Source organism: Nitrospirota bacterium (assembly GCA_016214855.1).
Taxonomy (GTDB): domain Bacteria; phylum Nitrospirota; class Thermodesulfovibrionia; order Thermodesulfovibrionales; family UBA6898; genus UBA6898.
Window position 1 is genome coordinate 1 of record JACRMT010000004.1, and the last position, 24,737, is coordinate 24,737.

The window sequence follows — 24,737 nt, forward strand, 5'->3', positions numbered from 1 at the left end:
TGACATCAGTATCCGGGCCAGTCAGTGGAGGTTCAGGCCAGACGATCACGATTAATAGTGTGGTAAAAAACCAGGGGATTGGAATGTCGCAGGGGTTCAGTGGCGGGTATTATTTGTCGACTGACGCAAACATAACGACCAGCGATATATACGTGGGGGGATATTCACGAAGCGGACTGCTTGCCGGTGAGGAGTGGACAGACACGCGCAGTGTACAATTACCGACGAACCTGGCCTCGGGCGTGTATTACATTGGAGCGATAGCAGACTCTGCAGGAGTAGTGCAGGAGTCAAACGAGACGAACAATTCTCTTGCGGGCAACCAGATAACGATTGCAATGCCAGCAACAGCAGGGCCGAACAGTCCGACAGTTGCTGCCAATAATGCAACCTTAGGCACGGTAGCCTGGACCAATCCTGCAAATGTATATACCTCGAATAATGTGTATGCAACAGCCGTCTTGGGCAATAACATAAAATCCCAGTATCTTCTTGTGTCAGGGTTTAATTTTGCGATACCTGCTGGCTCAACCATTAGTGGCATTGTCGTTTCAGTAGAGCGTAAAGAGGGAATGGCAGCATTTATTGGAATAAAGGACAACAGCCTCAGGATCGTGAAGGGCGGGGTAATAACCGGAACAGAGCATGCTGTTACAACACTCTGGGGCAGCACAGAGACTATGGTAATGTATGGTTCATCTACGGATCTTTGGGATACTGCCTGGACAGAGGCAGACATCAACAATCCCAACTTCGGTGTTGCCATATCAGCAAAAGGTAGTGGCACACAGGGAACGGATACAGCATCCATAGACAATGTGATGATCACTGTGTACTATACGCATTGAAAGTGGTAAATGTAACTATACCGGAGGGAACGACGGCGAAGCACAACGCAGCCGGAAGCTATGCGAGTTCCACTGCAGTGTCTTGGAGCGGAACAACCAGTTCCCGGTCCGGTTTGGTGGTCGTTTCCCTGCAGCCGTAGAATCGATAGCCGAGCAGGAAGGTGGCGCAAAGAGGAAAGGGGGGCGATTGGCCCCCCTTCTTTTCTTCAGATTTTTTCTTCTTGCTTTCCTGTTCATTTTGCTCTAAGGTCTAATCATAGATTCCCTTATAAATGTGACTAACAGGAAAGGTGGTAAAAGTATGACACTTAAAGATGTTAAGGAAAAAGCCCAAGATCATGGCATAAAGACCGGCAGGATGAAGAAGGACGAGATCATCCGGGCCATCCAGAGAGCAGAGGGTAACTTCGACTGTTTCGGTTCAGCCGGAGCAGGGCACTGCACTCAGCAGGAATGCCTCTGGCGGAAGGACTGCCTGAACTGCTGAAGGTCTGCAGGCCGCTTTGATTCCAAGTTCCTTCGCACGTTCTTCTATCAGCAGTTGCAGAGTATCCTTGCAGTTCTGGGAGAAATGCATGCCCGCCGGCCCCTTCATTTTTGCAGCTTGCAGCTGTTGATGCTGCAGTGCTTTCCGTCAGCCGAACGAGCCTGTTCCTATGGGGTCATTGAGCAGCCTTTGACGGAATGTCGCTTTCATTTGTTCACGTGATATAATACCCGAAATCAAAAAGCATGAAATGGGGCTGGATTGTCATTTTTCTGCTCCTTTCTTTGCAATATTGGGAGGATATATGCCTGAACTGAGAAAAGATCCCATTGTAGGCAGGTGGGTTATCATATCGATCGAGCGGGGGAAAAGACCGACGGATTTCCTTTCTGCTTCGCAGAGAAAAAAAGGCGGGTTCTGTCCTTTCTGTCCGGGCAATGAATATACGACACCGCCTGAGATCATGGCCTTCAGACCGCCCGGTTCTCCTGCCAATAGTCCTGACTGGACACTGCGGGTAATGCCTAACAAATTTCCTGCGCTCCAGATCTATGGCGACCTGAACAAATCAGGCGAAGGCATATTCGACAAGATGAACGGTGTCGGCGCCCATGAGGTCATTGTTGAATCTCCTGATCACAGCCACTCCCTTGCGACCATGTCGCAGAAGGCCGTGGAGGACGTTCTCTGGGCGGCATTTCTCAGATTATCTGACCTGAAAAAGGACCAACGGTTCAAATACGGACTGGTCTTCAAGAATGAGGGAGAGGTTGCCGGAGCATCGCTTGAACATACCCATACACAGCTCATCGCCCTTCCGATCGTGCCGAAGCTGGTCAAGGAAGAGCTTGACGCTGCACGTCAGCACTACGAGTTCAAGGAGCGTTGCATTTTCTGCGACGTTATCAGTCAGGAGCTGTCAGACGGAAAACGCGTTATCTACGAAAATGCCAAATATGTGGCGCTTGCGCCCTTTGCGCCCAGAGCGCCCTTTGAAACATGGATCCTGCCGAAGCGGCATGAGTCCACATTCAGCCCGGCTGACAAGAACTATGGCGATCTTGCCGAGATCCTCCAGCGGATCCTGCGCCAGATGGACAGGATTCTGGATGCGCCTCCGTACAATTTCGTTATCCACACGTCACCGTTCTATGATGAGGTGAATGACTATTACCACTGGCATATCGAGCTGGTGCCGAAGCTCACCAAAATCGCAGGCTTTGAATGGGGGTCGGGTTTTTATATCAATCCGACACCTCCTGAGGAATCGGCCAAGTTCATGCGTGAGGCCAGGATTTGAATATTCTCATTGCCTGTTCTGAGGCTGTGCCCTATGCAAAGACAGGGGGGCTTGCTGATGTAACAGGTGCCCTTGTCAGGGAGTTTCGCACGAGAAAGCATAAGGCATCGCTTATCCTTCCGCTGTACGCGTCGGTCAGGGAGAAGTTCAGTCTGCAGAAGACCGGGAAAACGATCAGGGTCCCTATGGGCAACTTTAGCCTTGAGGGTGCGATCTACACCACCGGGAAGAGTAAGGTGCCTGAGGCATATTTTATCGAATGCAATCAGCTTTTCGACAGGCCCGAGCTGTATGGGACAGCGTACGGCGAGTATGGGGATAATGCCGTCAGGTTCATCTTCTTCTGCCGCGCAGTATTCGAAACATGCATAGCCCTGGATATTCGTCCTGACATCATTCACTGCAATGACTGGCAGACTGGCCTGATACCGCTGTATCTCAGATCCCTTTACGCTCATCACCGGCAGTTCAGCAGTACCGCAACGCTTTTCACCGTGCATAACCTCGGGTATCAGGGCAATTTTGAGGCTGCCAATCTGGCTTTTACCGGACTGGGCTGGGACTATTTCGTGCCTGAGCGGCTTGAGTTCTACGGTACGCTCAGTCTGATGAAGGCAGGGCTGCTGTATGCTGATCTGCTCAATACGGTCAGCGAGACCTACAGCCGGGAGATCCTTGGTCCTGAACACGGAAGCAGCATGGACGGGCTGCTGCTCAAAAGAAGGCAGGACCTTTTCGGCGTCATCAATGGCATTGACGATCAGGAATGGGATCCGCAGCAGGATGCATTGCTCCCTTCACCATACAGTGTAAAGGACCTGAAGGGCAAGGCAGTATGCAGGGAACGGCTGATCGGGCTGGTCGGCTTTAAGAACCGGAGAGCTCCGATCGTCAGTATCGTGAGCAGGCTTTCATTTCAGAAGGGACTGGATATCGTAATTCAGGCGGTCGACGAACTTGTCAGGCTCGGAGCGAATCTCCTGGTGCTTGGCAGGGGAGAGGAGATCTACCAGTCTGCGCTGGCAGCCAAGGCTGAGGAGCACAGGGGAAAGGTCTATCTGAAGATCGGGTTCGAAGAAGCCTTTGCACATCTTATCTATGCCGGGTCTGATTTTTTTCTAATGCCCTCGCGGTATGAGCCGTGCGGCATTGGTCAGCTTATTGCCATGAAATACGGCACCATTCCGATCGTCAGAAAGACCGGCGGTCTTGCAGACACGGTGGATGACTATGATCATCTTGCCGGCAGAGGAACAGGGTTTCTCTTCGAGGAATACGCGTCACGTGCGTTGCTTGAGGCTTCCAAGAGGGCGTTCTGCGTTTATGCTGACAAAAAGAGGATGCAGGAGCTGATCCGCCGGGCCATGGAAGAGAATTTCTCCTGGGAGAAGGCCGCAGAAGCCTACCTTGACCTGTACCGCAGGGCAGGAGAAAAAAGGCCGGCATGACACTAAGAACCAGAATTACCGTCATGCTCTCAGTTTTCCTTGTCGCGATCGCGATCCTTGGTTTCGGAACGATCCTGATCTTTGAGAGCCTGAGCAGGCATCTGGGTACACTCAGAATGGTGAGCGCGGAAAGCAAAATGATCAGCGATCTTGACCGCAATATCGCTGATTTTGTCGAAGATGTAAGGGACTGGGGCCTTACCGGAGAGGTAAGATTCAAAAGGCAGTTTGCGAACCGTCTTGCTGATGTATACAAGGATTTTGGGACGCTCAGCGTCCAGGCCGAGCATCAGGAAGAGATCCTGAAGCTCTCCGATAAATTCTATGAGGTTCTCAGCCATGCAATAATCATCATTGATAAGCGGGAGCCTGTGGGAGATCCCGAGGTTGCCGTCCTGATCCGCAAAATGGAGACCCTCACCCTCGAAATAGTCTCAGGCATCGATATGATACAGGAAGCCACGGTAAAAGCAGTTGTTGACGTCGCACAGACGGGCGAAAAGACCAAGAGAAGAATGATCATATACCACTTTACTCTTATAGGACTGGTCTCCGTTATCGCATTTATCCTTATTATCAGCATCCGCAAGGCCATAGCATCTCCTTTCAACGAGCTGCTTAAGGCAACGGCCAAGATCAGCGCCGGAGACCTTTCCTACCGGATCAGGATGGACCGCTCTGATGAGTTCGGCGTTGTTGCTGCACGATTTGATGATATGGTGTCTGACCTTGAATCGTCGAGTACCAAACTGGGGCGAAAACTGAACGAGACAGAGCTGCTTCTTGACGTAGCGCGTATCGCCGGCGCTACGCTTGAAAGAAAAACGGTCTTTGCTCAAATGGCACAGATGCTTGCCGTAAAGCTTAACTACGGCACCTGTTCAATTTATATGCTTTCCCCTGAACAGAAGGTCTTTTACCGCGAAGCATCGAATGATCCCGGTGATGGAATTCATGAACTGCGCATCTCGCTGGGCAATCGCCTGGTGCAGCAGATCCTTGCATCTCATGAGCCGTTCACGATCAGATCTCTTTCAGAACTTTTAGCTGATGACAGCCATGCCGGTACAGATGAGAGCGGGCTGGTCATACCCATAACGCGCGATGAGAACTGCATCGGCCTGCTCGTCATCATGAACCGGAAGGAACATGTCTTTTCCGATGACGAGATCAACACCCTCCGGATCGTTTCCCTGAGTATCGGGTCTGTTATGCGGAATGCCGAGCTCTACGATGCGGCAAAGGTCCAGATCCTGAAAATGACCGTTCTCTTTGACATCAGCAGGGCGATAACGTCACTCCTGGATTCGGATCGGCTGTTGAGAAAGATCACCGAAGAGATGTCCCGACTGGTCTCTTCGCGGGGCTGCATCATCCGTCTGCTGGAGGGCGGCAAGCTGAAGATCAGGTCTTCCTATGGTCTGCAGAAGGAGCTTGAGCCGCAGCTCGAATTGGCCCTTGGCGAGGGCATTGCAGGATGGGTCGCAGAACATAATGAAGCGATGCTTGTTGAGGATGCAAAGAATATATCGGTAAATATGAAAATACCGGGTATCGATATCAAGACAGCCATATGCGTTCCTCTGAAAGTGGGCAGTACCGTGATCGGCACCCTCAGTCTTTATGACAAGGTTGACAGCGAGGGAAGGCAGATCCCCTTCACAGCCGATGATCTGAACACGGTAGAAGGCTTTGCCTCCATAGCATCCATCGCCATAGAAAAGGCAAGAATATTTGAGAATGAAATAGAACGGCAGAAGCATGTGCTTGAAGAAAAAAAGCGGCTTAACATACTGTTCGACAGTGTTCAGGGCGGGATCATCACGCTTGACAGGGATTTTACGGTCACCTCGGCAAACAGATTTGTTGAGGAGTGGATAGGTCTTTCGGGTGATGATCTTGTCGGCAAGGACAGTCAGCAGATATTCCACGATAAAATAGGCATCTGTCCTCACTGTGCAGCGAAGGCCACCTTTGAGACGGGCGAGATCAATACCATTACGCAGTCGCGAAATGTCAATTATGCAGAGCTTACGGCATATCCCATACGCAACGAAGCGGGTGAAGTAGGCGAGTGTGTTGTATTTATCATGGATATCACCGAGAGGATCCTGTATCAGGAGGAGACGCTGAGCCTGTACCGTGAGGTGATCCAGACCAAGGAATACCTTGAGAGCATCATTGACAACTCTGCTGATGCTATCGTTACCAGTGATCTTGCAGGACTGGTAACCTCATGGAATGTCGGCGCTGAGAGGACCTTTGGCTTTTCCGGGCAGGAGGTGATGGGCAAGTTTCTGCCTTTCGTGCCTGATTTTATGGTCGAAAAAGAAAAAGACCATATCGAGAAACTGAAGCAGGGAGAAGTGCTCAAGGATATAGAAACACTGAGGAAGAGAAAGGACGGGGCTGTTATCGAGGTCAGCCTGACCCTTTCACCGATCAAGGATGCTGCGGGAGAGGTGATCGGTATCTGCGGCATATCACGGGACATCTCTGAGAAGAAGCGGGTAGAAAAGGAACTGATCAGGAGAAATCAGGAGATGTCGCGGCTCTTCTTCATCTCCACGGCGATGCGCAGCACGCTTGAACTCGACAAGCTTCTTAGGATGGTCCTGACTGCGGTGACCATGAGCGACGGCATGGGATTCAACCGGGCCATTCTGTTCCTTGTCGACGATCAGAAGAACGTGATCAAAGGCGTTATGGGGGTAGGGCCTGCTACGCCGGAGGAGGCCTGGAAGGTCTGGGACGATCTCTCGCTTAAGCACAAGACGCTGGATGAGATCATGCAGGATATTATTGCGAGTCCTGTGCGCAGGGACTCGTTCCTGGAGCGCCTTAGCCTGGGTATTGAATTATCTCTTGAGGAAAACACCATACTGACGCGTTCCGTGAAGGACAAGCTGCCGTTCAATGTGCTTGATGTGAAGCAGGAAGCACTTGCGGATCCTGTTCTTATTCAGCAGTTGGGAACCCAGGCGTATGCTGTGGTCCCGCTCATCTCCCGCGATAAGGTAATCGGCCTGATCTGGGTCGACAACTACTTCAACCGAAAAGCGGTTACCAACGAGGACATGCAGTTCCTTGCGAGTTTTTCGAACCAGATCGCATCCGCCATTGAGAGTGCCCGTCTTTACGAGCAGATGACCCTTGCCGAGCAGCAGCTTGAGAATATCTTTGAATCCATGTCCGACATGGTCTATTTCAACAGCAACGATTATGTGATTAAGAGGGTTAACAAGGCCGTAATGAACAGGCTGGGGCTCCCTGCTGAACAGATCCTCGGCAGGAAGTGTTATGAGCTGTTCCATGGAACGAATGAACCCCTTGGGAAGTGCCCCCATCATAAGACCGTGAACACCATGAAGGCCTATGTAGAGGAACTCGATGAGCCGCACCTTGGCGGAACATTCCTTACCTCAAGTTCTCCTATCTTTGATACGAGCGGCGAGTTCATCGGCTCCGTGCACGTTGTCCGTGATATTTCCGAGCTGAAGCAGCTGCAGAAAAAAGTGGGCATGTCGGAAAAAATGGCAGCGCTGGGCGAGGTTGCTGCCAGGGTTGCTCATGAGATCAGGAACCCTCTGGTCTCTGTCGGAGGGTTTGCGAAGCGGCTGGAGAAAAAGCTTGACGGAAACCTCAAAGAGTATGCCGGGATCATTGTTAAGGAGGTATCACGCCTTGAAGGCATTCTCCGGGAGATCCTCGGTTATGTGAAAGAGGTGAGACTTGCCCGGGAGCAGGTGAACATGAATGATATCGTCGAGGAGATCGTCCGCCTGATGCAGTCAGATATTAATGAGCGCGGGATCGTGCTGCAGAAGGAGTATCAGCCTGTGCCGGATGTCTTCGTTGATCCGGACAGGACCAAGGAAGCGATTGTGAACATTATCAACAATGCAATTCAGGCCCTCCAGGGCACGGGAACGATATCCGTGAAGACCTATGCTGAGGCAGATGATGTTGTCCTTGAGGTGCGCGACACGGGCAGGGGCATACCCGCAGCCGACATGAACTCCATCTTTAACCCTTTCTTTACGACAAAGGCGTCAGGCACCGGTCTCGGACTGGCGATTACGCACAAGATCATCCAGGAACATAATGGACGGATAGAGGTTGAGAGCGAAGTTGATCACGGTACTGTTTTTAGAGTTTATATACCGACAAAGGAGGCAGAAGCATGAAAATTCTTATTGTTGATGATGACCTGAGCATCCTCAGACTCTACCAGGAGGAACTTGAGGAGGAGGGATACCAGATCGTCACTGCCGCAACCGGCAAGGAAGGTCTGGCAAAATTCGAGGCAGAGGAGTTCGATCTGGTGACGCTCGATATTCACCTCCCCGATATTGACGGCATCAAACTGCTCAGGCAGATGAAGGAGAAGAAGCCGAGAATGCCGATCATTATGTCGACGGCCTATGATTACCGCGATGATTTTTCGGTCTGGGCATCAGAGGCATACCTTGTCAAGTCTGCGGACCTTACCGAGATGAAGGCGACGATCAAGAAACTCGCAGGAAAGGAATAACGGCATTGATCCTAAGACCATCACTGCCGGCATACGGCGGCTATAGTTTAGCGCGGGACGAGAAGGTCATTCTGATCAAGGGAGCTGTCCCCGGTGAGCTCGTTGAAGTGAATATTGACGAAAAGAAACGCGACTACATGCTCGCCACGGTCACCCAGGTATTAGAGCCGTCCGAGTTCAGGGTCGAACCGAAATGCCCTGTCTTCGGGATCTGCGGCGGATGTCATCTGCAGTTCATAGCCTATGAAAAGCAGGTGAGCATGAAGGAGGAGGTCCTTGTTGATTCCCTGACAAGACTTGGCGGCATCGATGTTCAGCTTTCTCCTTCCCTGACGGATGCTCAGTGGCATTACCGCCACAGAGCCCAGTTCAAGATCTCAAAGGAGGGAACCATCGGTTTCTTCAGGGAGTCTTCGAGGGATGTGGTGCTCTTTGAGTCCTGCCCGCTTATGATCGACCGTATCAACGAGCTGCTTAAGCGCATCAAGGAAAAAGACCTTGCCTCCGGTCTCAAAGAGATCCACCTGTCGATAGGGGATTCTGCAGCTGCGCTGCTTAAGGGTGATGCCGCAGATTCAGGGCGGAACGAGGCATTCAGGGAAATAGGGATATCGTCCGTTGCGGTGAACGATACTCTCATCGAAGGTTCAGGCACCGTCATGTTCGATCTGAACGGCATGAAATATACGGTCTCTCCGTGGACTTTTTTTCAGGCGCATTGGGGTCTTAACCTGAAGGTCGCGGAGTTTGTTGCCGGACTGGCTGCTCCCCTGGAAGGGAAAAAGGTGCTCGACCTGTATGCCGGTGCAGGGAACTTTTCGCTGCCTGTTGCCCGGTACGCAGCAGAGGTTGTGCTTGTTGAGGAAAATCCCTTTGCTGTTGAGGACGGAACGAGGAACCTGAAACTCAACGGGTTGAAGAACTGCAAGTTTGTCAGATCGACTGCAGAAAAATACCGCATCCAGAAGACCTTTGATACGATAATCCTTGATCCTCCCCGCCCCGGCCTGACATCGGAGGTTGTAAAAAAGGTCCTTGAGATGCCGTCTGATACTATCGTCTATATCTCATGCAATCCCTCGACACTGGCCAGGGACCTGAAGAAGCTGAAAGTCGCCTATGATGTTCAGTCCGTGCAGATGATCGATTTTTTCCCGAACACGTTTCATATAGAGGCTGCTGCACTGCTGAGACGCAAATGAGATAACCCAAGCAGGCGTCATGACGAACTGAAGGAATTCAGCGGAACGAAATAATGACAGAACCATCCGGGATGAATGATATCAGGGAGGTAGTGATCTCCCCTAATGAGCTTTCGGCGAGGGCACATAAGGAGCTCTATGCATTTCAGGACGCACGCTATATCATGAGCGGAGCTGATCTCCTTGCATCGATCCTTTCGACTGCTGAACAGGGTGCTGACCGCCTGCATATTTCGGTTGATTGGGAGAACCTGCTTAAAATAGCGCTCTGGTCTTCTGCACGGCCCCTGCTTTTTGACGTCATACATCTGCTGAAGAAATCCGGTGCAGGAGAGACAGAACTTCAGCCCTTCATGAAGGCAGAGATCAGCGACCTGCTACCCTGGCTCTATTACGGCAGAAAATTCGATATCCTGCGGCGCATCTGCCAAGCGGCCAAGACAAAGGCGGAAGCAAAGGCCAACAGAAAGGGTCTGCACATTTACTGTCATCTTGTTTCGGATGAAAGCCGGAGCATCATTGCCAGCAGCCTTTGAAGGTGCTGATGAGCCCCGTGCGGGCTATAAAAAGGCTTGTATATCTTGTTTTCCAATTGGTATGCTTAACAGACGTAAGGGGAGGATAAAGTGGCAAAAGCGAAGGTTTTGCTCGTTGAAGATGATCCCATCCAGGCCTCAGCCACAAAGGAAATCCTAAGGAAGGTCGGTTATGAGATCCTCTGGGCAGAGGACGGCATTAACGCCATCAAGCTGGTTAAATCGGAAAAACCGGATATCATCGTTCTTGATGTCATTCTGCCCGGCATGGACGGATATGAGGTTTGCCGCTGGCTGAAGCTTGATGAAAGCACCAAAGGTATACCGGTCATCATGCTTACGGTGAAGAAGGAGCTTTCTGACAAGATCTCGGGCCTGCAGATCGGGGCTGACGACTACCTGCCGAAGCCCTACAATGAACTTGAGCTCAATGCACGGATCTATGCCTCGCTCAGGACAAAGGCCCTGCAGGATGAACTGAGACTGAAGAACAGACAGCTTGAGGAATTGCTCGACAAGGTCAATTATATGGCAATCACGGATGCCCTTACCGGCCTGTATAACAGACGACGTTTCCATGACGCTCTTACCAGTGAGTATGAGCGTGCGAAACGGTATGGCACACCATTCTCGGTGGTCATGCTTGATATAGATTATTTCAAGAAGGTCAATGACACCTTCGGCCATGATGCAGGAGACCGGGTATTAAAAGAGGTTTCGGGCATAATCATAAAGAGCATCAGGGATATCGATACTGCTGCCCGTTATGGCGGCGAGGAATTCATGATCATCCTTCCGAACACGGACAAAGTTCATGCCAGGGTCGTTGCCGAACGGATGAGGCAGGCGATAGAGAAGCATGATTTTGCCGAGATCGACCGAAGGATCTCCGTAAGTATCGGTATTTCAGGTATGCCTGATGCCAAGGTCGAAAATGAAGACCGGCTGATCCGCTGCGCTGACTTTGCCATGTACCGCGCAAAGCAGCTTGGCAGGAACCGAACGGTTACCGTAGAGGCGCGTGAGCTTGAGGATGTGAAGGAATAGATCTCCCGTAATTTCTCTGTTTCGCCTTTTGTTGATTTAGTCCCGCCATTGTTTAATAATAACGTTCAGACATGAGGTAATACCACTCTAATATTTTTGAGTTAATTCATAAAATCCCTCCTAACCTCCCTTTGCCAAAGGGAGGAATGATCCTCTTTAGCAAAGAGGGGTAAGGGGAGATTTTGTGAATAATATCTGTTTGGTCATTTTTTGTTGTATCTTGTCATGTAAGGAGATGCTGTGAAAAAGGGAATTTATATTGAGAACACCCCGCTTGAAAAGGCTCTGCAGCTCTGGCAGGAAGGTCTGTCTGAACAGATATCCGTTCCGCTGCCTGCTGAATCGGTCCTTGTGCAGGAGGCTCTCGGTAGGGTGACTGCCGAGGCAGTCTTTGCCCGTGTATCCTCTCCTTTTTATCATTCCGCTGCCATGGATGGATTTGCCGTCAGGTTCAGCGATACGTTCGGAGCATCGGAAACTGGGCCGAAAAGCCTCCTGCTTCCGTTAGATGCCGTTTATGTCGATACCGGAGATCCGATCCCTGATGGCTTTAACGCTGTCATTATGATCGAAGACGTGAACCGCATGGTGAAGGACGGCCAGGATGCGATCGAGATCATCGAGCCGGTGACTCCCTGGCAGCATGTCAGGGTTATAGGTGAGGATATTGTCGTTACAGAACTGATCCTTACCGAGGGCCACAGGATACGGCCTGTAGATATCGGCGCCATGCTGTCTGGAGGGCACACAGAGATACTGGTGAGGAGGCGTCCGAGAGTTGCCGTTATTCCGACCGGCACAGAGCTGGTGGAACCGGGTCAGCCTCTTGTGAAGGGCAGCATCATTGAATTTAATTCGCGCATACTTTCATCTCTGGTCGAACAATGGGGCGGGAGGCCGGTCAGGTTCGGTCCTGTTCCTGACGATAAAGAGCAGATAACGGAAACACTCAGGAAAGCCTGTGAGCTGTATGATGTCATTGTGATCAATGCCGGTTCGTCTGCAGGCTCTGAAGACTATACGGCAAAGGCGATAGCATCTCTGGGCAGGGTCCTCCTCCACGGCGTTAACATAAAACCGGGCAAGCCTGTTATTCTTGGCCTGGTTATGGGCAAACCCGTGCTCGGCATACCCGGATATCCTGTTTCAGCGTATATAACATTCAATCTGTTCGGCAAAGAGCTCATCCATGCCTTGCAGGGGATAGAAGCGCCCCCAGCCGAGGTGATGAAGGCAAAGCTCTCGCGGCAGGTCGCCTCTTCTCTCGGCCAGGAAGAATTTTTGAGAGTAAAACTTGGCAAGGTCGGTCAGAATATCATTGCCACACCGGTAAGCAGGGGCGCCGGCGTTCTTATGTCTTTGGTCAGGGCGGACGGCTTTGTGAGAGTCCCTTCCATGTCCGAAGGGTATGGCGCAGGGACTGAAGTCGATGTTGAGATGCTGCGGGAAAAAAGCGAGATAGAGAATACCATCGTCTGTATCGGGAGCCACGACAATGCCCTTGACCTGCTTGCGAACCGGCTCAGAAAACTATATCCGAAATATTCGCTTTCTTCTGCTCATGTCGGCTCCATGGGCGGCATTATAGCCCTGAAAAAGGGCGAGGCGCATATTGCCGGTACGCACCTGCTGGACGAGACAACCGGAGAATATAATGTTGCTTTTCTCCAGAGGTTTCTTGACGACAGAAACATGCTCCTTATCAATCTGGTCTATCGGGAGCAGGGATTCATGGTCACGAAAGGGAATCCAAAGCATATCAGGGATTTTGAGGACCTGCTGCGGGCTGACGTATGCTTTATTAACAGGCAGGGAGGTTCCGGTACACGACTGCTGACGGACAAACATCTGAAAGAAAGAGGAATATTTCCCGGGCAGATAAAGGGTTATGACCGGGAGGAATATACGCATATGGGAGTGGCGTCTGCAGTCCTGACCGGGATAGCTGACATTGGCATGGGCATTCTTGCTGCAGCGAATGCATTAGGGCTGGACTTCATACCCATTGCAAAGGAGCGCTATGATCTCGCCATTCCGAAGGACTTTGCTCTGATACCTCAGATAGGCGCAATGCTCGATATTATCAGAAATGACAGCGAGTTCAGGTTATCGGTCGAAAAGCTTGGGGGATATGATGTTTCAGATATGGGTGCAATAATGTATGAATCATAGGTCTCTCGCATTTAGTCTTGATGTTAAGCTTTCTCATCCTTCTTCTGAAGACAGGCTTGCTGATGCAGAGCGATTGAAAGATGCGCTGAAGTTGTTCGGGCTCTCTTCTGTTGCCATTCCCCTTAATGTTCTCAGAAGACTTTCTGAGGAATTGAGAAAGAACGACTTTTCTCTGACCGTGGTGATAGGTCATGATGAGCGGGGTTTCAGAGTAATTGAGATCAGCCGCAGCACGGTATACGGCATTGCTCTGGATATCGGAACCACAATGCTCGAATGCGCCCTTTTTGAGCTTGATACCAGGAAAAGAGTTGCCGTATCTGAAGGAGAGAACCCTCAGATACAGTTTGGAACGGACGTTCTTTCCCGCGCGCAGATGGCAATGACAGGCAAGGCTGCTGAGCTTACAACGCTTTTGAGAGACGGTGTGAACAGCCTTGTGCAGGATATCTGCAGCAAGAATGGTGTTCAGAAAAATGATGTTTATGCCATGACCGTTGCCGGCAATACTATTATGTCCCATTTTTTCCTCGGTCTCGATGTCAGGAACATCCCGGTTGCTCCCAACACGCCTGCAATGAGCAGTGCTGTCTTCTGCACAGCTGATGAGATAGGCATATCGATCCATCCGGATGCAACGATCTACGTTCTTCCGAATGCCGGCAGCTATGTGGGCGGGGATATCATCAGCGGCATGATCTGCACGGAGCTTCTGGAGCAGGAAGATCCTGTCCTTTTCATGGATGTCGGCACAAATGTCGAGATTACGCTTGGATGCAGACACTGGATCATGGTAGGAGCCGGGGCTGCCGGCCCTGCTCTTGAAGGGGGCGTCGCTGATATCGGGAAAAAGGCTGAGAAGGGTACGATCAGCCGGGTAGAGATCGACCGCGATAACAAGGAGCCGAGGCTCTCTGTTATCGGCAAGGGAACTCCTGCGGGCATCTGCGGATCGGGACTTATAGACCTTGTCTCTGAGCTCTATGCGAACGGCATTATTGATCAAGCCGGCAGGTTCAACAGGCAGGAAAAGGGTGTTATGATGAAAGATGGGGTCCCTTCCTATCTGCTGTATCGCTCACCTGACAGAGAGCTGCTGTTTACCGAGCACGAACTGCAGAACTTTCTCCGCTCCAAGGCTGCCCTGTTTGCCTTCCTTTATGTGTTCCTGAGGCTGGTCGGCATGCGGATCGCAGATATCGGGAAGATCTACATATCCGGGGCTCTCGGATGCGGCATCAATATCGAAAGCGCAGTGAATATCGGCATGCTCCCTGATATTCAGAGGGACAAGATCGTGCTGTTGGGTAATTCATCCCTGAAAGGCGCTTCCATGATCCTTATCGACAGTTCTCTGGTAAAAGAGGTTGAAGAGCTGCAGTCCCTGATAACCTATAGAGAGATGAGCGAAGATACAGACCTGCTGAACGTGCTCCAGGGCGCGCTCTTCATACCGCATACGAATCCGGAGATGCTCAGGGGATAGCAGCCTATTGTTGAGCTTCGATCTGATGTGAATAGTGACGGAATTCCTGTTCGAAGTGATTGCTGAAGACCCCTTTGCCTATCTGCTCTCTGATGCTCTGCAGTTTCCAGAACCTGACCTCGTCTATTTCCCCGGCATTGAAATGGACCTCTTCTTCACAGACGCAGGTGAATGTGCTTACCAGTTCAGACTCGCGATGATTCCTGTAGAGATAGCTGTACAGGAACGGCAGGCCGGAAGGGGTGATGCCGAGTTCTTCCCTCATTTCTCTAAGAGCGGCATCACGAACATCTTCTCCCGGATTGACATGTCCTCCGACAGAGGTATCCCATCTGCCCGGCGCTATATCTTTGTTCATCGAGCGTTTTTGTAGCAGCAGACTGCCCTGGTTATTAAAGACCAATACATGAACGACGCGGTGGATAAGGGACGGATTGCCATGCAGTTCAGCGCGGGCAGCAAGACCGGTTACGCGGCCTTCGGCATCGACGGTCTCGAAGATTTCCCCGCCTGAAGGCATATCAGATCTTTTGTCCTGTTCGATTGGCAATAAAGGTATCGATGCCGTTCTTGCATGCAGGGTCCAGATAGCGGAAGCGAACACCATACCGTGCGATAGCTCCGCTATTGTCTGTACGCATGATCTCTCCGTCAACATTGATCTTTCCAAAGCCGGGCAGAAAAAAAGAACAGGACAGAAGATCGCCTTTGGCAAGCTGCTTGTCTGTTTCGATCATGATGCCTGTGGCACTGATGTCACGTGATGAGCAGAAGAAGGCCTTATTGTCAAAACTGCCCTTGATCGATATCCTCAGGAGCACACGGTAGCTCTGTCTCTGCGGTATGGAGAGGAGTTTTGTCACTTGTTCTGTAAGCTGACCGGAATGGAACGGTTTTGTTATATGAGCATTGGCACCGCAGCGCGTTGCCCGTTCGATACAGTCCGCATCATTGCTGCAGGTCATAATGACCGACACCTGCCTGAGATCCGCCTCTTTTCGTATAGAGGAACAGAGTTTGTCTCCGCTCATGTCCGGGAGGTCAAGAGATATCACCATGAGATCAACCCGATGCTCTCTATGGACTGACAGGGCCTCGTGACCTGTTGAAGCTGTAAATATCTCGAAGCTTACCCTGTTGAGGATCGTCTTTTCACGTTCGAGCATGTCTTCCAGATTGTCCACAATAAGTATCTTTTTTCGCATGCGGTAATTTTACCATGCACACATTTTAATTTCTCACGCTTTTTTGAAACATGTAAGACTAATAAACAATTTATGGTAACCCCCGAATAAGGCTTAAATATTGACTCGCTGTGCTTTCCGTGGTAACATAATTTCATGCTTAAAGCCGCGATGGTAATCTGTTCTCTTTTTCTGGCAGTTGCTGATGTTTCTGCTGACATCTATAAATATGTGGATGAGAACGGTGTCGTCTGTTTTACTGATGCTCCCTATGGAAAAAAGACTCAGCATGTCAGCAGCGACAGGATAAGTGACGGTATAAGTGACAGGAAAGCAGAAAAGACAGCACAGCCGGCTGCTGTTGTTTTTCCTAAGGATTATTCCCGATATATTCAGAAGGCTGCGTCAAGATATGCGCTTGAGCCTGAACTGATCAAGGCTGTTATAAAGACAGAGTCCAACGGCAATCACAGGGCCGTCTCCCGAAAGGGTGCGAAGGGTCTTATGCAGCTCATGCCGTCTACAGCGAGGGACATGAACGTCTCCAACCCTTTTGACCCCGAGGAGAACATTGAGGGGGGGGCCAGATACCTGAAATATCTTCTGGAGCGGTTCAACGGGAATATGACCCTTGCGCTTGCTGCGTATAATTCGGGCCCCGGAACAGTTGAGAAATATGGCAATGTCCCTCCTATTGACGAGACGCGCCAGTATGTGAAAAGGGTGTTTAACCTGTACAATGGCAGGAAGAGCTATACGTTTGCAGATGCGAGCGCCGCTCCCCGCGAGAAAATTGCCCCTATCTATAAAGTTGTCCTTGAGGATGGAACAATCCTTTTTACGAACGCCACGCTCGAAAAGAACAATAAGACCAGGCTGTAAATGACCGCTGCCCTCTCCGCCCTTCGGAGTCAGATCCTGACGTTCAAGCAGGAAAAGAACGCAATAATTTTGTCGCATAATTATCAGCGCGACGAGGTGCAGGAAATAGCCGATTTTGTCGGCGATTCACTCGAGCTTTCGCGCATTGCAGCAACGCGGGACTGTGAAATGATCGTTTTTTGCGGTGTCCATTTTATGGCTGAGAGTGCTGCGATCCTTTCCCCTGATAAGACCGTCCTTTTACCCGAGATCGATGCAGGCTGCCCTATGGCGGACATGATCAGCGCTGATGCTCCGCGGCCGGTGAGAAAAAGCTTTCCCGGTTTTGATAACCCCCCTGCTTACATCTATCCTCCCGAGTTTACCCTGAAAGATATAAAGAAGCAGTATCCGGGTGTTCCTGTTGTCGCCTATGTGAATACAACTGCAGAGGTCAAGGCGGAGAGCGATATCTGTTGCACCTCAGCCAATGTTGTGAAGATCATCGATTCTCTGCCGGGCGATTCAGTGATCTGTATTCCGGACAAGAACCTGTCGATGTGGGCTGCAAAGAACACCAGAAAAAAGGTCATTGCCTGGGACGGGTACTGCAATGTGCATGAGCGCGTCACGGTAAAGGATATTGAAGAGGCGAGGGAGCAGCATCCGGACGCTGTTATTCTGGCGCATCCTGAGTGTCGTATTGAGGTGCTTGAGATGGCTGATCATGTCACCAGCACTTCCGGCATGCTCAGATTTGTCCAGGCATCTGCAGAGCAAGAGTTCGTTGTGGGTACAGAGATCGGTCTCATGTACCGGCTTCGCAAAGAAAACCCCGGCAAGGTCTTCTATGCTCTCAGGAAAGACATGATATGTCCCAATATGAAGAGGACCACACTCCAGAGTGTGCTGCGGGCTTTTCAGGATACCACGTATGTCGTAACGGTATCTGAAGATGTCCGTATCAGGGCAAAAAGGGCACTCGACAGGATGCTCGAAGTTGTATGAGTTAACAGGCAATCAGGTTGTTTAGACCGTTAGTTAGACTGAAGCCTGATAGACAATGCCTTACAGACTAAATACCTGCAGACTAAATACCTAATACGATGAATCCTCTTGAAAACAAAATACGTGAACGGATAAGAAGAGAAGGGCCGATCACCTTCGAGTCATTCATGGCTATGGCTCTCTATGACGCTGAATTCGGCTATTATGCTAACCGGGGACAGAGGATCGGCAGAGAAGGGGATTTCTATACCAGTTCCCATCTTCACCCGGTGTTTGGCGCCATGGTCGGCAGCCAGATCATGGAGATGTGGGAAGTCATGGGTTCTCCTGAGGAGTTTACGATCATTGAGATGGGCGCAGGAGAAGGGTACGTATGCAAGGATATGTTCGATTATCTCAAGCGGGCCTCTGGCGAAGAGCCTAACGCAAAGAGGTTATTTTATCAGTGCCTGCAGTATGTGATCGTTGAGAGGAATGAATTTCAGCTTCAACGTCAGCAGGAGAGACTGCAGGGATATACGGATAAGATCTCATGGATCTCCGATATCAGGGATGCAGGAACGATCAGGGGCTGCATATTTTCGAACGAACTTCTCGATGCATTTCCCGTTCATCTTATCAGGATGGAAGATGAGCTCAAAGAGATCTATGTCGCCTGTGACAGCACGGGCTTCACTGAGCAGACCGGCGAGCTCTCTTCAGGTGCAATTGCACACTATTTCCGGGATGCAGGGATCGAATTGGCCAGAGGGTTTACAACGGAACTGAACCTTCGTGTCCGCGACTGGCTGCTCGATGTAGGAGCTGTACTGGAAAAAGGATTTGTCTTTACCATTGACTACGGCCACCCGGCAGAAGAATATTACAGCGAGGACAGGAACAGGGGTACGCTCATCTGCTATCACGATCACGAGTTCAACGAAGAACCCTATAAGAATATCGGCGATCAGGATATGACCAGTCATGTGAATTTCTCTTCGGTCAGGCGCTGGGGAGAGGAATCAGGGCTGAGGTCTTTAGGCTACTGCAGTCAGGGTTCATTTCTTCTCGCCATGGGCATCGATCAGGAGATCGCCAGGCTTGCAGAGAGTTCAGATGATTATCTTTTTGAGATCAGCCGCATCAAAAAACTCTTTCTGCCGCAGGGCATGGGCGAGTCGCACAAGGTGCTGATACAGTTTAAGGGCTCTGAACAGCCAAAGCTGCGGGGATTTTCTATGAGGAACCAGCTGCGGTTTCTGTAAAGCGGGCGATATTTTCCATGGACCGCATCACGTTGTCCGCGGAATGGGCCTCAATGGTATGTATGCAGTCCCTGTATTTCAGAAGATGGAAAAACTTGCCGAAATCAAAAGTCCCCTCGCCAACCGGAAGATGCTGGTCTGAAGACCTGTCATTGTCATGGAGATGCAATTCAATGATATGCGGGTTCAATGCCTCCATCCAGTCTTCAAGTCTGACCTTTGAGAAAAGATTGCAATGGCCGGTATCGAAACAGATGCCGAAGTTGTCTGTGTGCATCTGTTCCATCAGCATCTTCAGGTTTGAGGGCTCATCTTCGAAAATATTCTCGATAGCCAGCTTAACGCCCATATCTGAAGCCCTCCTGTTGAGCGGCTGCCAGGTAAGAAGGCTCATTTCGAGCCACCAGTCCGGTTTCAGCGCATACCGCCATTTCTCATATCCTGAATGGCAGACGATAGCCTTTGGCTGCAGCACCTCCGCGACATCGAGTATATGGTTAAATCTCTTCATGGTGGCTTCTCTTACGAGCGAGTCAACCGCGCCCGGCGAAAGGTCCATGAAGGGTGCATGAAAAGAGAGGGAAGGGTTGTGGTCAAGCAGTTCCCGGGTCTTTTGGACATCGCTGAGGGTGATGGCATCAAGCACATCACCGGGAAAATATAACTCAAGGTTCAGAGATCGTTTCCTGATGAGATCAAGATGCTCGGAGAGTTTGCTGAACGGTATATGAACGTGCGGAGAGATCACTCTTTGGACTTTTGCGACGGCTTTGGCTCTGATTTTGATTCTTTCTTTGTCTCTTTTCCCGTTGTGCCGTCTGTCTTTTCCTTTTTGTGTTCCTTCTGCACAGAGCTGTCAGCCTTTTCCTTCTTTTCAGAACCTTCCTTGCCGGCGCTCTTGCGGTTTTTGTTCCCATAGTCAGTCACATACCATCCTGAACCTTTCAGAACAAACGATGTGCTCGAGATCAGCTTTTTCAGATTCCCGCCGCAGCCAGGGCAGATGGTAAGGGATTTTTCTGTGATCTTCTGCATGATCTCATGATGCTTCCTGCATTTGTCGCATTTATACTCATATATCGGCATAACGATAAACCTCCAATATTCAGCTAACTCTTTAATATAACTGAATAATTACGCTCGGGTCAATGAACTGACACACCCCCGCGTATTGTTTGGGTATAATGAATCATGGTTGTCGCGGCGCTTACCGGAAATTACGGCATGGGAAAAAGCTCGGTGGCATCCCTGTTCAGGGCATGCGGGGCTTACACTCTTGACAGCGATGCGGTCGTTGCGACTCTCCTGCGGAAAAAGCCGGTCATTGAAAAGATCAGGTTGTTGCTTGGCCCTGATGTTCTCCGTCCGGACAACAGCCTCGATAAGAGCGTTGTTGCCGATATCATTTTCAGGAATAAGACCGCGCGAAGGAAGATCGAGGCCTTGCTGCACCCGCTTGTCTTTCAGGCAGTGGAAGCCGCAATAAAGAAGATCAGGGCAGTCAATGCCGTGGTGATCGTAGAAGTACCGCTGCTTTTCGAGGGCGGGTTTCAGAAGCGCTTTGACAGGACGATCGTTGTGCACACGACCCGGAAAACTGCACTTGGCCGGCTCAGGATGAAAGAGGTTACCCGAAAAAATGCACTTGCAAGACTTCATGCCCAGATGGATATCCGGAAGAAGAAGCTCCTTGCTGATTATGCAATAGATAACAATGGGACAAGGCAGCAGACCATGGTTCAGGTCAGGAAGGTCTTTAAGGCGTTGACAGAGGATACAGAACGGTAGTCATTGTTCGGCGTGCAGGTTATGTTTCCCGATGCCTTCCTGCTGCGATCGCAGTCATCTATCGGTGATATTTCCCCGAAGCAGGTACTGCGCGTTGATAGGCCCAGGCTTCAATACTCTTGATCTGTTCTGCCATCGTGACCGAAAGAGGTACGGTTCTGCTCAACGCAACCAGAAAATCCTGTTCAACTACAGGACGCTTCTCGGCAAGGGCTTCGAAAACCGCGGATTTGACCACCTGCTCGATCTCTGCCCCTGAAAGATGCTTTGGTGATGATACCATCAGCGAGAGATCAATCCCGGAAATATCGATATTCTGCTTCTTCATATGAATGCGGTATATCTCTTCACGCGCCTTCTCATCCGGAAGTCCGACATAAAATATCTCATCGAAGCGTCCCTTGCGCAGGACTTCTGCAGGCAGCATTTCAATGGCGTTAGCGGTAGCTGCGACAAAAACAGGCGCTTTCTTTTCCTGCATCCAGGTCAGGAACGACCCTAATACGCGGGACGCTGAGCCTCCTTCAGCCTTGAATCCCTGTGATGAAATGCCGGCCTCGATCTCGTCTATCCAGAGGACGCAGGGCGCTATTGCCTCCGCAGTTCTGAATGCCTTGCGCAGGCTGGACTCGGGCGACCCGAATGATCCCCCGTACAAAATTGCCATATCCAGACGGATAAGGGGGAGACGCCAGTGCGCAGCGATAACCTTGACGAAGAGTGACTTGCCGCAGCCCGATATGCCCATGACGAGCACCCCTTTCGGCATCATGGCGCCGGAAGAGAGGTTATCCAGGCCAAACACCTTTTCGCGGCGTTCCAGCCAAAGCTTGAGGTTCTCCATCCCCCCTAACTGGTCCTTGTCCGCATCATTGACGATGAACTCCATGATGCCGCTTTTTCTGATGATCTGCTGCTTGATCTCAAAGAGCATCTGAACAATATCGTTTTGGCTGTTGGTATGAGCGTAATCGTATGTGCGGATGCTGCGCTCGATGTCAGTGAGATAAAGCCCCTGGGAGGCTACTGCCAATCGTTCCTCCAATTCAGGAAATTCGGCACAGGCCTGGGCCAGCAGAGGAATACGTTCTCTCAAGACTGCCAGATGCTCCCTGATCTCCCCAATGCGGGGAAGTCCCTGATACAGAATGACGAGGTCTTCCTGTAATTGTTCAGGAACAGACTCTTCTTCACCCAGGATGATCAGGATGTTTGATCGTCCGCGAGCAACAAATTCCTTCAGTTTTCTGATGATAAACGGATTATTTTTCCAGAAGAAAGAAAGGTCCTTGAAAAGAAAGATGGCCGGCCCCTGCTGCGACAGAGCGAAGTCAATCGCAGCAAGAGGCTCGACGGTCTCTTTATACGGCTCTCCCTTGCGGATGATCCCTTCGGTGCAGGTCCATACAAAAGGACTCCCAACGCCCTCAACATCTGCAGCCGCCTCTAGGATAACTGCCTCTGTGCTCCGCTCGTTGTCGGTAACTACGTAGATCAGGTTATTTTCTGATCTGATTATTCTCAGCAGGTCGCGCGCATTCAGGTTTTCCATTATTCTCCGATGACGTCCCTTACCAGTCTTCAGTTTAAGTATATCACTACGCTAGCGTTTTATATCCCCATGTCCCGGGATCAATGTATTTTTGATACAGGGGTAACCATTGCCCGCAAAGCAATACTGAGCGGTCAGTACGGGTCTGTGTCGATCCTGATCTCGACGTCCTTTGCATTCTTGAAGTGCTTTACCACTGCGCTCGCTGCAGCATGCAGTATCTTTCTTTCACTATGCTTGAGCAGGAAGGAATACTCGATTCCTTTTTTTGTCTTCTTTTCCGTTGGGCCGAGAATTTCGACAGGTCCTGCCGATTCTCCGATTATCTTCATGATCTTCTCTGCAAGGTCCGCTTTGCCATATGCAAGAATATTGAGCAGCTTTGCGTAGGGAGGAAAGCTCAATGCTGCCCGCATTGCAAGTTCCTCTGCGGCGAAGGCATCATAATTGCCATCTCGCAGATGCCGGAACAAAGGATCCTGCGGAAACCGCGTCTGGACGACGACTTCGCCTTTTGGAGCAACAAGATCACGGATCGAGATGATCTCCTGATAGGTCTTTTCACGTGCCCGAAAATCCGGGATATTAAGGCTGCTGTCAGCATTAAGAAGTGCAGCCAGGGAGAAACTGCTGCCCGGAGTCAGGCGTTTCGTCAGCATTTTTGTGCCGACGATGATCCGCGGCTCATCAGTGGCAATGCTTTTCAGGAGTCCCTGTATCTCTGTTTTCCTGCTTGCGCTGTCGCTGTCAAAACGCAGTGGTTCTATATTGAAAAGGTCCCTGATATCTTCCTCGATCCTCTGTGTCCCCGCCCCAAGCTGTTCAATAGTAGGACTGCTGCATTTGGAGCATACATCAGGCACACTAAGAGTTTTGGCGCAGTAGTGACACTCAAGCAGGCCCCTGTCTTTATGGAGCACCAGGGGTATGCCGCAGTCAGGACATGATTCTGTATTGCCGCAGTCAGCGCAATGAAGAAAGGTTGCATGTCCTCTCCTGTTGATAATGAAGAGTATCCTCCCATTCTTCTGCAAAACTCTTCTGGCCTTGTCGATCACCGCGGTTGAGAGATACGAGCGGCCTTTTTTCCCGAATCGCTGATCAGCTATCCTGATCAGCGGTTTCAGGGTATTTTCCTGCAGCCGTATAAGACGGTATTTGCCGGATTGCGCGTTGAACCACGAATCCATTGACGGTGCAGGTGACATCAGGATTACCGGGATCTTTTTCAGAAACCCCCTCATGACCGCGGTATCCCGGACATTAAGCCTGATCCCCTCCTCAAGCTTGTATGAAGACGAATGCTCGTCGATCACCATGATAAGGGAAAGCGTATGCATAGGAGCAAAGAGGGCTAATCTGGTGCCTATGATAATGTCGTGTTTTCCGGAGATAATGCCGTCGATGCTCTCTGAACGTCTGCCCGCAGCCATGTCGCTGTGGAGCATGCAGACGCGCTCTCCGTGTTCGTTCCTGATCGCCCGGTAAAAGAGCTCTGCCTGTGAGATCTCCGGGAAGAGGACCATGACATTGCGGTGCGACCTGAGTATTGAGGCTGCAACAGAGTATTCATGGACAACTGAAGCTGTATGCAGGAGCGAGGTCTGATACCGCTTCTGACTGACAGCAGATTCAAGCTCGGGAAGGTCATTAAGGCGGATGTCTGTCAATGCCGGGATCCCGGCGGAAAAGGTATCTTCGGACCCCCTGCGTTTCGTTCTTGTGAATATCTCTTTCGGCAGGGACTGCTTCAAAACAAGACCCTCTGGCGATAGATAGTATTCGGACGTCCATTTGATCAGCTTCAGGTCAGCGGCGCTGAAAACCGGAGCATGGCCGTGGACCTGGGCGATATCTTTAAGGCGGCCGGCAGGAGGCGATGCGTTCCTTGTATAGATGATCCCCATTGCGATGCTCTTTCTGAGCGGCGCTGAAACGATCATGCCGGGTTCAGCCAGATGTCTCAGACTGTCCGGGCAACGGTAGGTGAGGGGCCCCAGGTTAATAGGGAATATGATATCGAAGCATGTCATAGCCAAC

Annotated in this window: 21 protein-coding genes; 15 read left to right on the forward strand and 6 right to left on the reverse strand. The window is 50.7% G+C overall.

Annotated elements, in window-relative coordinates:
* From HZB62_01970 to HZB62_02020, 11 genes are all read left to right on the forward strand, one after another.
* Positions 1-848, forward strand: an 848-nt coding sequence (locus tag HZB62_01970; GenBank protein ID MBI5073928.1) for a hypothetical protein, incomplete at its 5' end; no start/stop codon positions are given.
* 301 nt (positions 849-1,149) lie between these two features.
* Positions 1,150-1,335, forward strand: coding sequence for a Rho termination factor N-terminal domain-containing protein (locus HZB62_01975; GenBank protein MBI5073929.1), 186 nt, complete (start codon positions 1,150-1,152; stop codon positions 1,333-1,335).
* 304 nt (positions 1,336-1,639) lie between these two features.
* Positions 1,640-2,635, forward strand: coding sequence for a galactose-1-phosphate uridylyltransferase (gene galT / locus HZB62_01980; protein MBI5073930.1), 996 nt, complete (start codon positions 1,640-1,642; stop codon positions 2,633-2,635).
* Entirely contained in the window at positions 2,632-4,083 is a 1,452-nt protein-coding gene (gene glgA, locus HZB62_01985; protein ID MBI5073931.1) for a glycogen synthase GlgA, read from the forward strand. The genes galT and glgA overlap by 4 nt, the downstream gene beginning before the upstream one ends.
* Complete coding sequence (locus tag HZB62_01990; GenBank protein ID MBI5073932.1) at positions 4,080-8,270, forward strand: PAS domain S-box protein; 4,191 nt, start codon at positions 4,080-4,082, stop codon at positions 8,268-8,270. Before glgA ends, HZB62_01990 begins: the two co-directional genes overlap by 4 nt.
* The gene (locus tag HZB62_01995; protein MBI5073933.1) at positions 8,267-8,617 is read left to right on the forward strand and encodes a response regulator; all 351 of its coding nucleotides are present in this window, start codon (positions 8,267-8,269) and stop codon (positions 8,615-8,617) included. The genes HZB62_01990 and HZB62_01995 overlap by 4 nt, the downstream gene beginning before the upstream one ends.
* Before the next feature lie 5 nt (positions 8,618-8,622).
* Positions 8,623-9,819: a class I SAM-dependent RNA methyltransferase gene (locus HZB62_02000; GenBank protein ID MBI5073934.1), complete on the forward strand. Its 1,197-nt coding sequence runs from the start codon at positions 8,623-8,625 to the stop codon at positions 9,817-9,819.
* A 53-nt stretch (positions 9,820-9,872) separates the two neighbouring features.
* Positions 9,873-10,355, forward strand: a complete 483-nt coding sequence (locus tag HZB62_02005) for a hypothetical protein (GenBank protein MBI5073935.1) — start codon at positions 9,873-9,875, stop codon at positions 10,353-10,355.
* Positions 10,356-10,445: 90 nt separating this feature from the next.
* A complete protein-coding gene (locus HZB62_02010; protein MBI5073936.1) occupies positions 10,446-11,402 on the forward strand; it encodes a diguanylate cyclase in 957 nt (318 codons plus the stop codon).
* 240 nt (positions 11,403-11,642) lie between these two features.
* On the forward strand, positions 11,643-13,574 hold the full coding sequence (locus tag HZB62_02015) for a molybdopterin biosynthesis protein (GenBank protein MBI5073937.1): 1,932 nt from the start codon (positions 11,643-11,645) through the stop codon (positions 13,572-13,574).
* Entirely contained in the window at positions 13,564-15,060 is a 1,497-nt protein-coding gene (locus tag HZB62_02020; GenBank protein MBI5073938.1) for a DUF4445 domain-containing protein, read from the forward strand. The genes HZB62_02015 and HZB62_02020 overlap by 11 nt, the downstream gene beginning before the upstream one ends.
* Positions 15,061-15,064: 4 nt before the next feature.
* Here the strand turns inward: HZB62_02020 and HZB62_02025 are convergent, their stop codons facing one another.
* The gene (locus HZB62_02025; GenBank protein MBI5073939.1) at positions 15,065-15,580 is read right to left on the reverse strand and encodes an NUDIX domain-containing protein; all 516 of its coding nucleotides are present in this window, start codon (positions 15,578-15,580) and stop codon (positions 15,065-15,067) included.
* Position 15,581: 1 nt separating this feature from the next.
* Positions 15,582-16,265 (reverse strand): response regulator, encoded by a 684-nt coding sequence (locus HZB62_02030; protein ID MBI5073940.1) that lies wholly within the window; start codon positions 16,263-16,265, stop codon positions 15,582-15,584.
* Positions 16,266-16,400: 135 nt separating this feature from the next.
* Between HZB62_02030 and HZB62_02035 the strand changes: the two genes are divergently transcribed.
* The 3 genes from HZB62_02035 to HZB62_02045 all read left to right on the forward strand — a co-directional run bounded on the left by HZB62_02035 (position 16,401) and on the right by HZB62_02045 (position 19,357).
* Complete coding sequence (locus tag HZB62_02035; protein ID MBI5073941.1) at positions 16,401-17,126, forward strand: lytic transglycosylase domain-containing protein; 726 nt, start codon at positions 16,401-16,403, stop codon at positions 17,124-17,126.
* Positions 17,127-18,113, forward strand: a complete 987-nt coding sequence (gene nadA, locus HZB62_02040; protein ID MBI5073942.1) for a quinolinate synthase — start codon at positions 17,127-17,129, stop codon at positions 18,111-18,113.
* Between the two features lie 98 nt (positions 18,114-18,211).
* Entirely contained in the window at positions 18,212-19,357 is a 1,146-nt protein-coding gene (locus HZB62_02045) for an SAM-dependent methyltransferase (GenBank protein ID MBI5073943.1), read from the forward strand.
* On the opposite strand, the gene HZB62_02050 is transcribed toward HZB62_02045, so the two are convergent.
* The gene (locus HZB62_02050; GenBank protein MBI5073944.1) at positions 19,329-20,105 is read right to left on the reverse strand and encodes a sugar phosphate isomerase/epimerase; all 777 of its coding nucleotides are present in this window, start codon (positions 20,103-20,105) and stop codon (positions 19,329-19,331) included. The two genes, HZB62_02045 and HZB62_02050, sit on opposite strands and share 29 nt — an antisense overlap.
* Positions 20,102-20,443 carry a zinc ribbon domain-containing protein gene (locus HZB62_02055; GenBank protein ID MBI5073945.1) on the reverse strand — a complete coding sequence of 114 codons (342 nt, stop codon included), beginning with the start codon at positions 20,441-20,443 and terminating at the stop codon, positions 20,102-20,104. The genes HZB62_02050 and HZB62_02055 overlap by 4 nt, the downstream gene beginning before the upstream one ends.
* 105 nt (positions 20,444-20,548) lie before the next feature.
* Between HZB62_02055 and HZB62_02060 the strand changes: the two genes are divergently transcribed.
* Entirely contained in the window at positions 20,549-21,145 is a 597-nt protein-coding gene (locus HZB62_02060; GenBank protein MBI5073946.1) for a dephospho-CoA kinase, read from the forward strand.
* 58 nt (positions 21,146-21,203) lie between these two features.
* Here the strand turns inward: HZB62_02060 and HZB62_02065 are convergent, their stop codons facing one another.
* Positions 21,204-22,697 (reverse strand): AAA family ATPase, encoded by a 1,494-nt coding sequence (locus HZB62_02065; GenBank protein MBI5073947.1) that lies wholly within the window; start codon positions 22,695-22,697, stop codon positions 21,204-21,206.
* Between the two features lie 134 nt (positions 22,698-22,831).
* The gene (gene priA / locus HZB62_02070; protein MBI5073948.1) at positions 22,832-24,736 is read right to left on the reverse strand and encodes a primosomal protein N'; all 1,905 of its coding nucleotides are present in this window, start codon (positions 24,734-24,736) and stop codon (positions 22,832-22,834) included.
* Position 24,737: the final 1 nt, after the last annotated feature.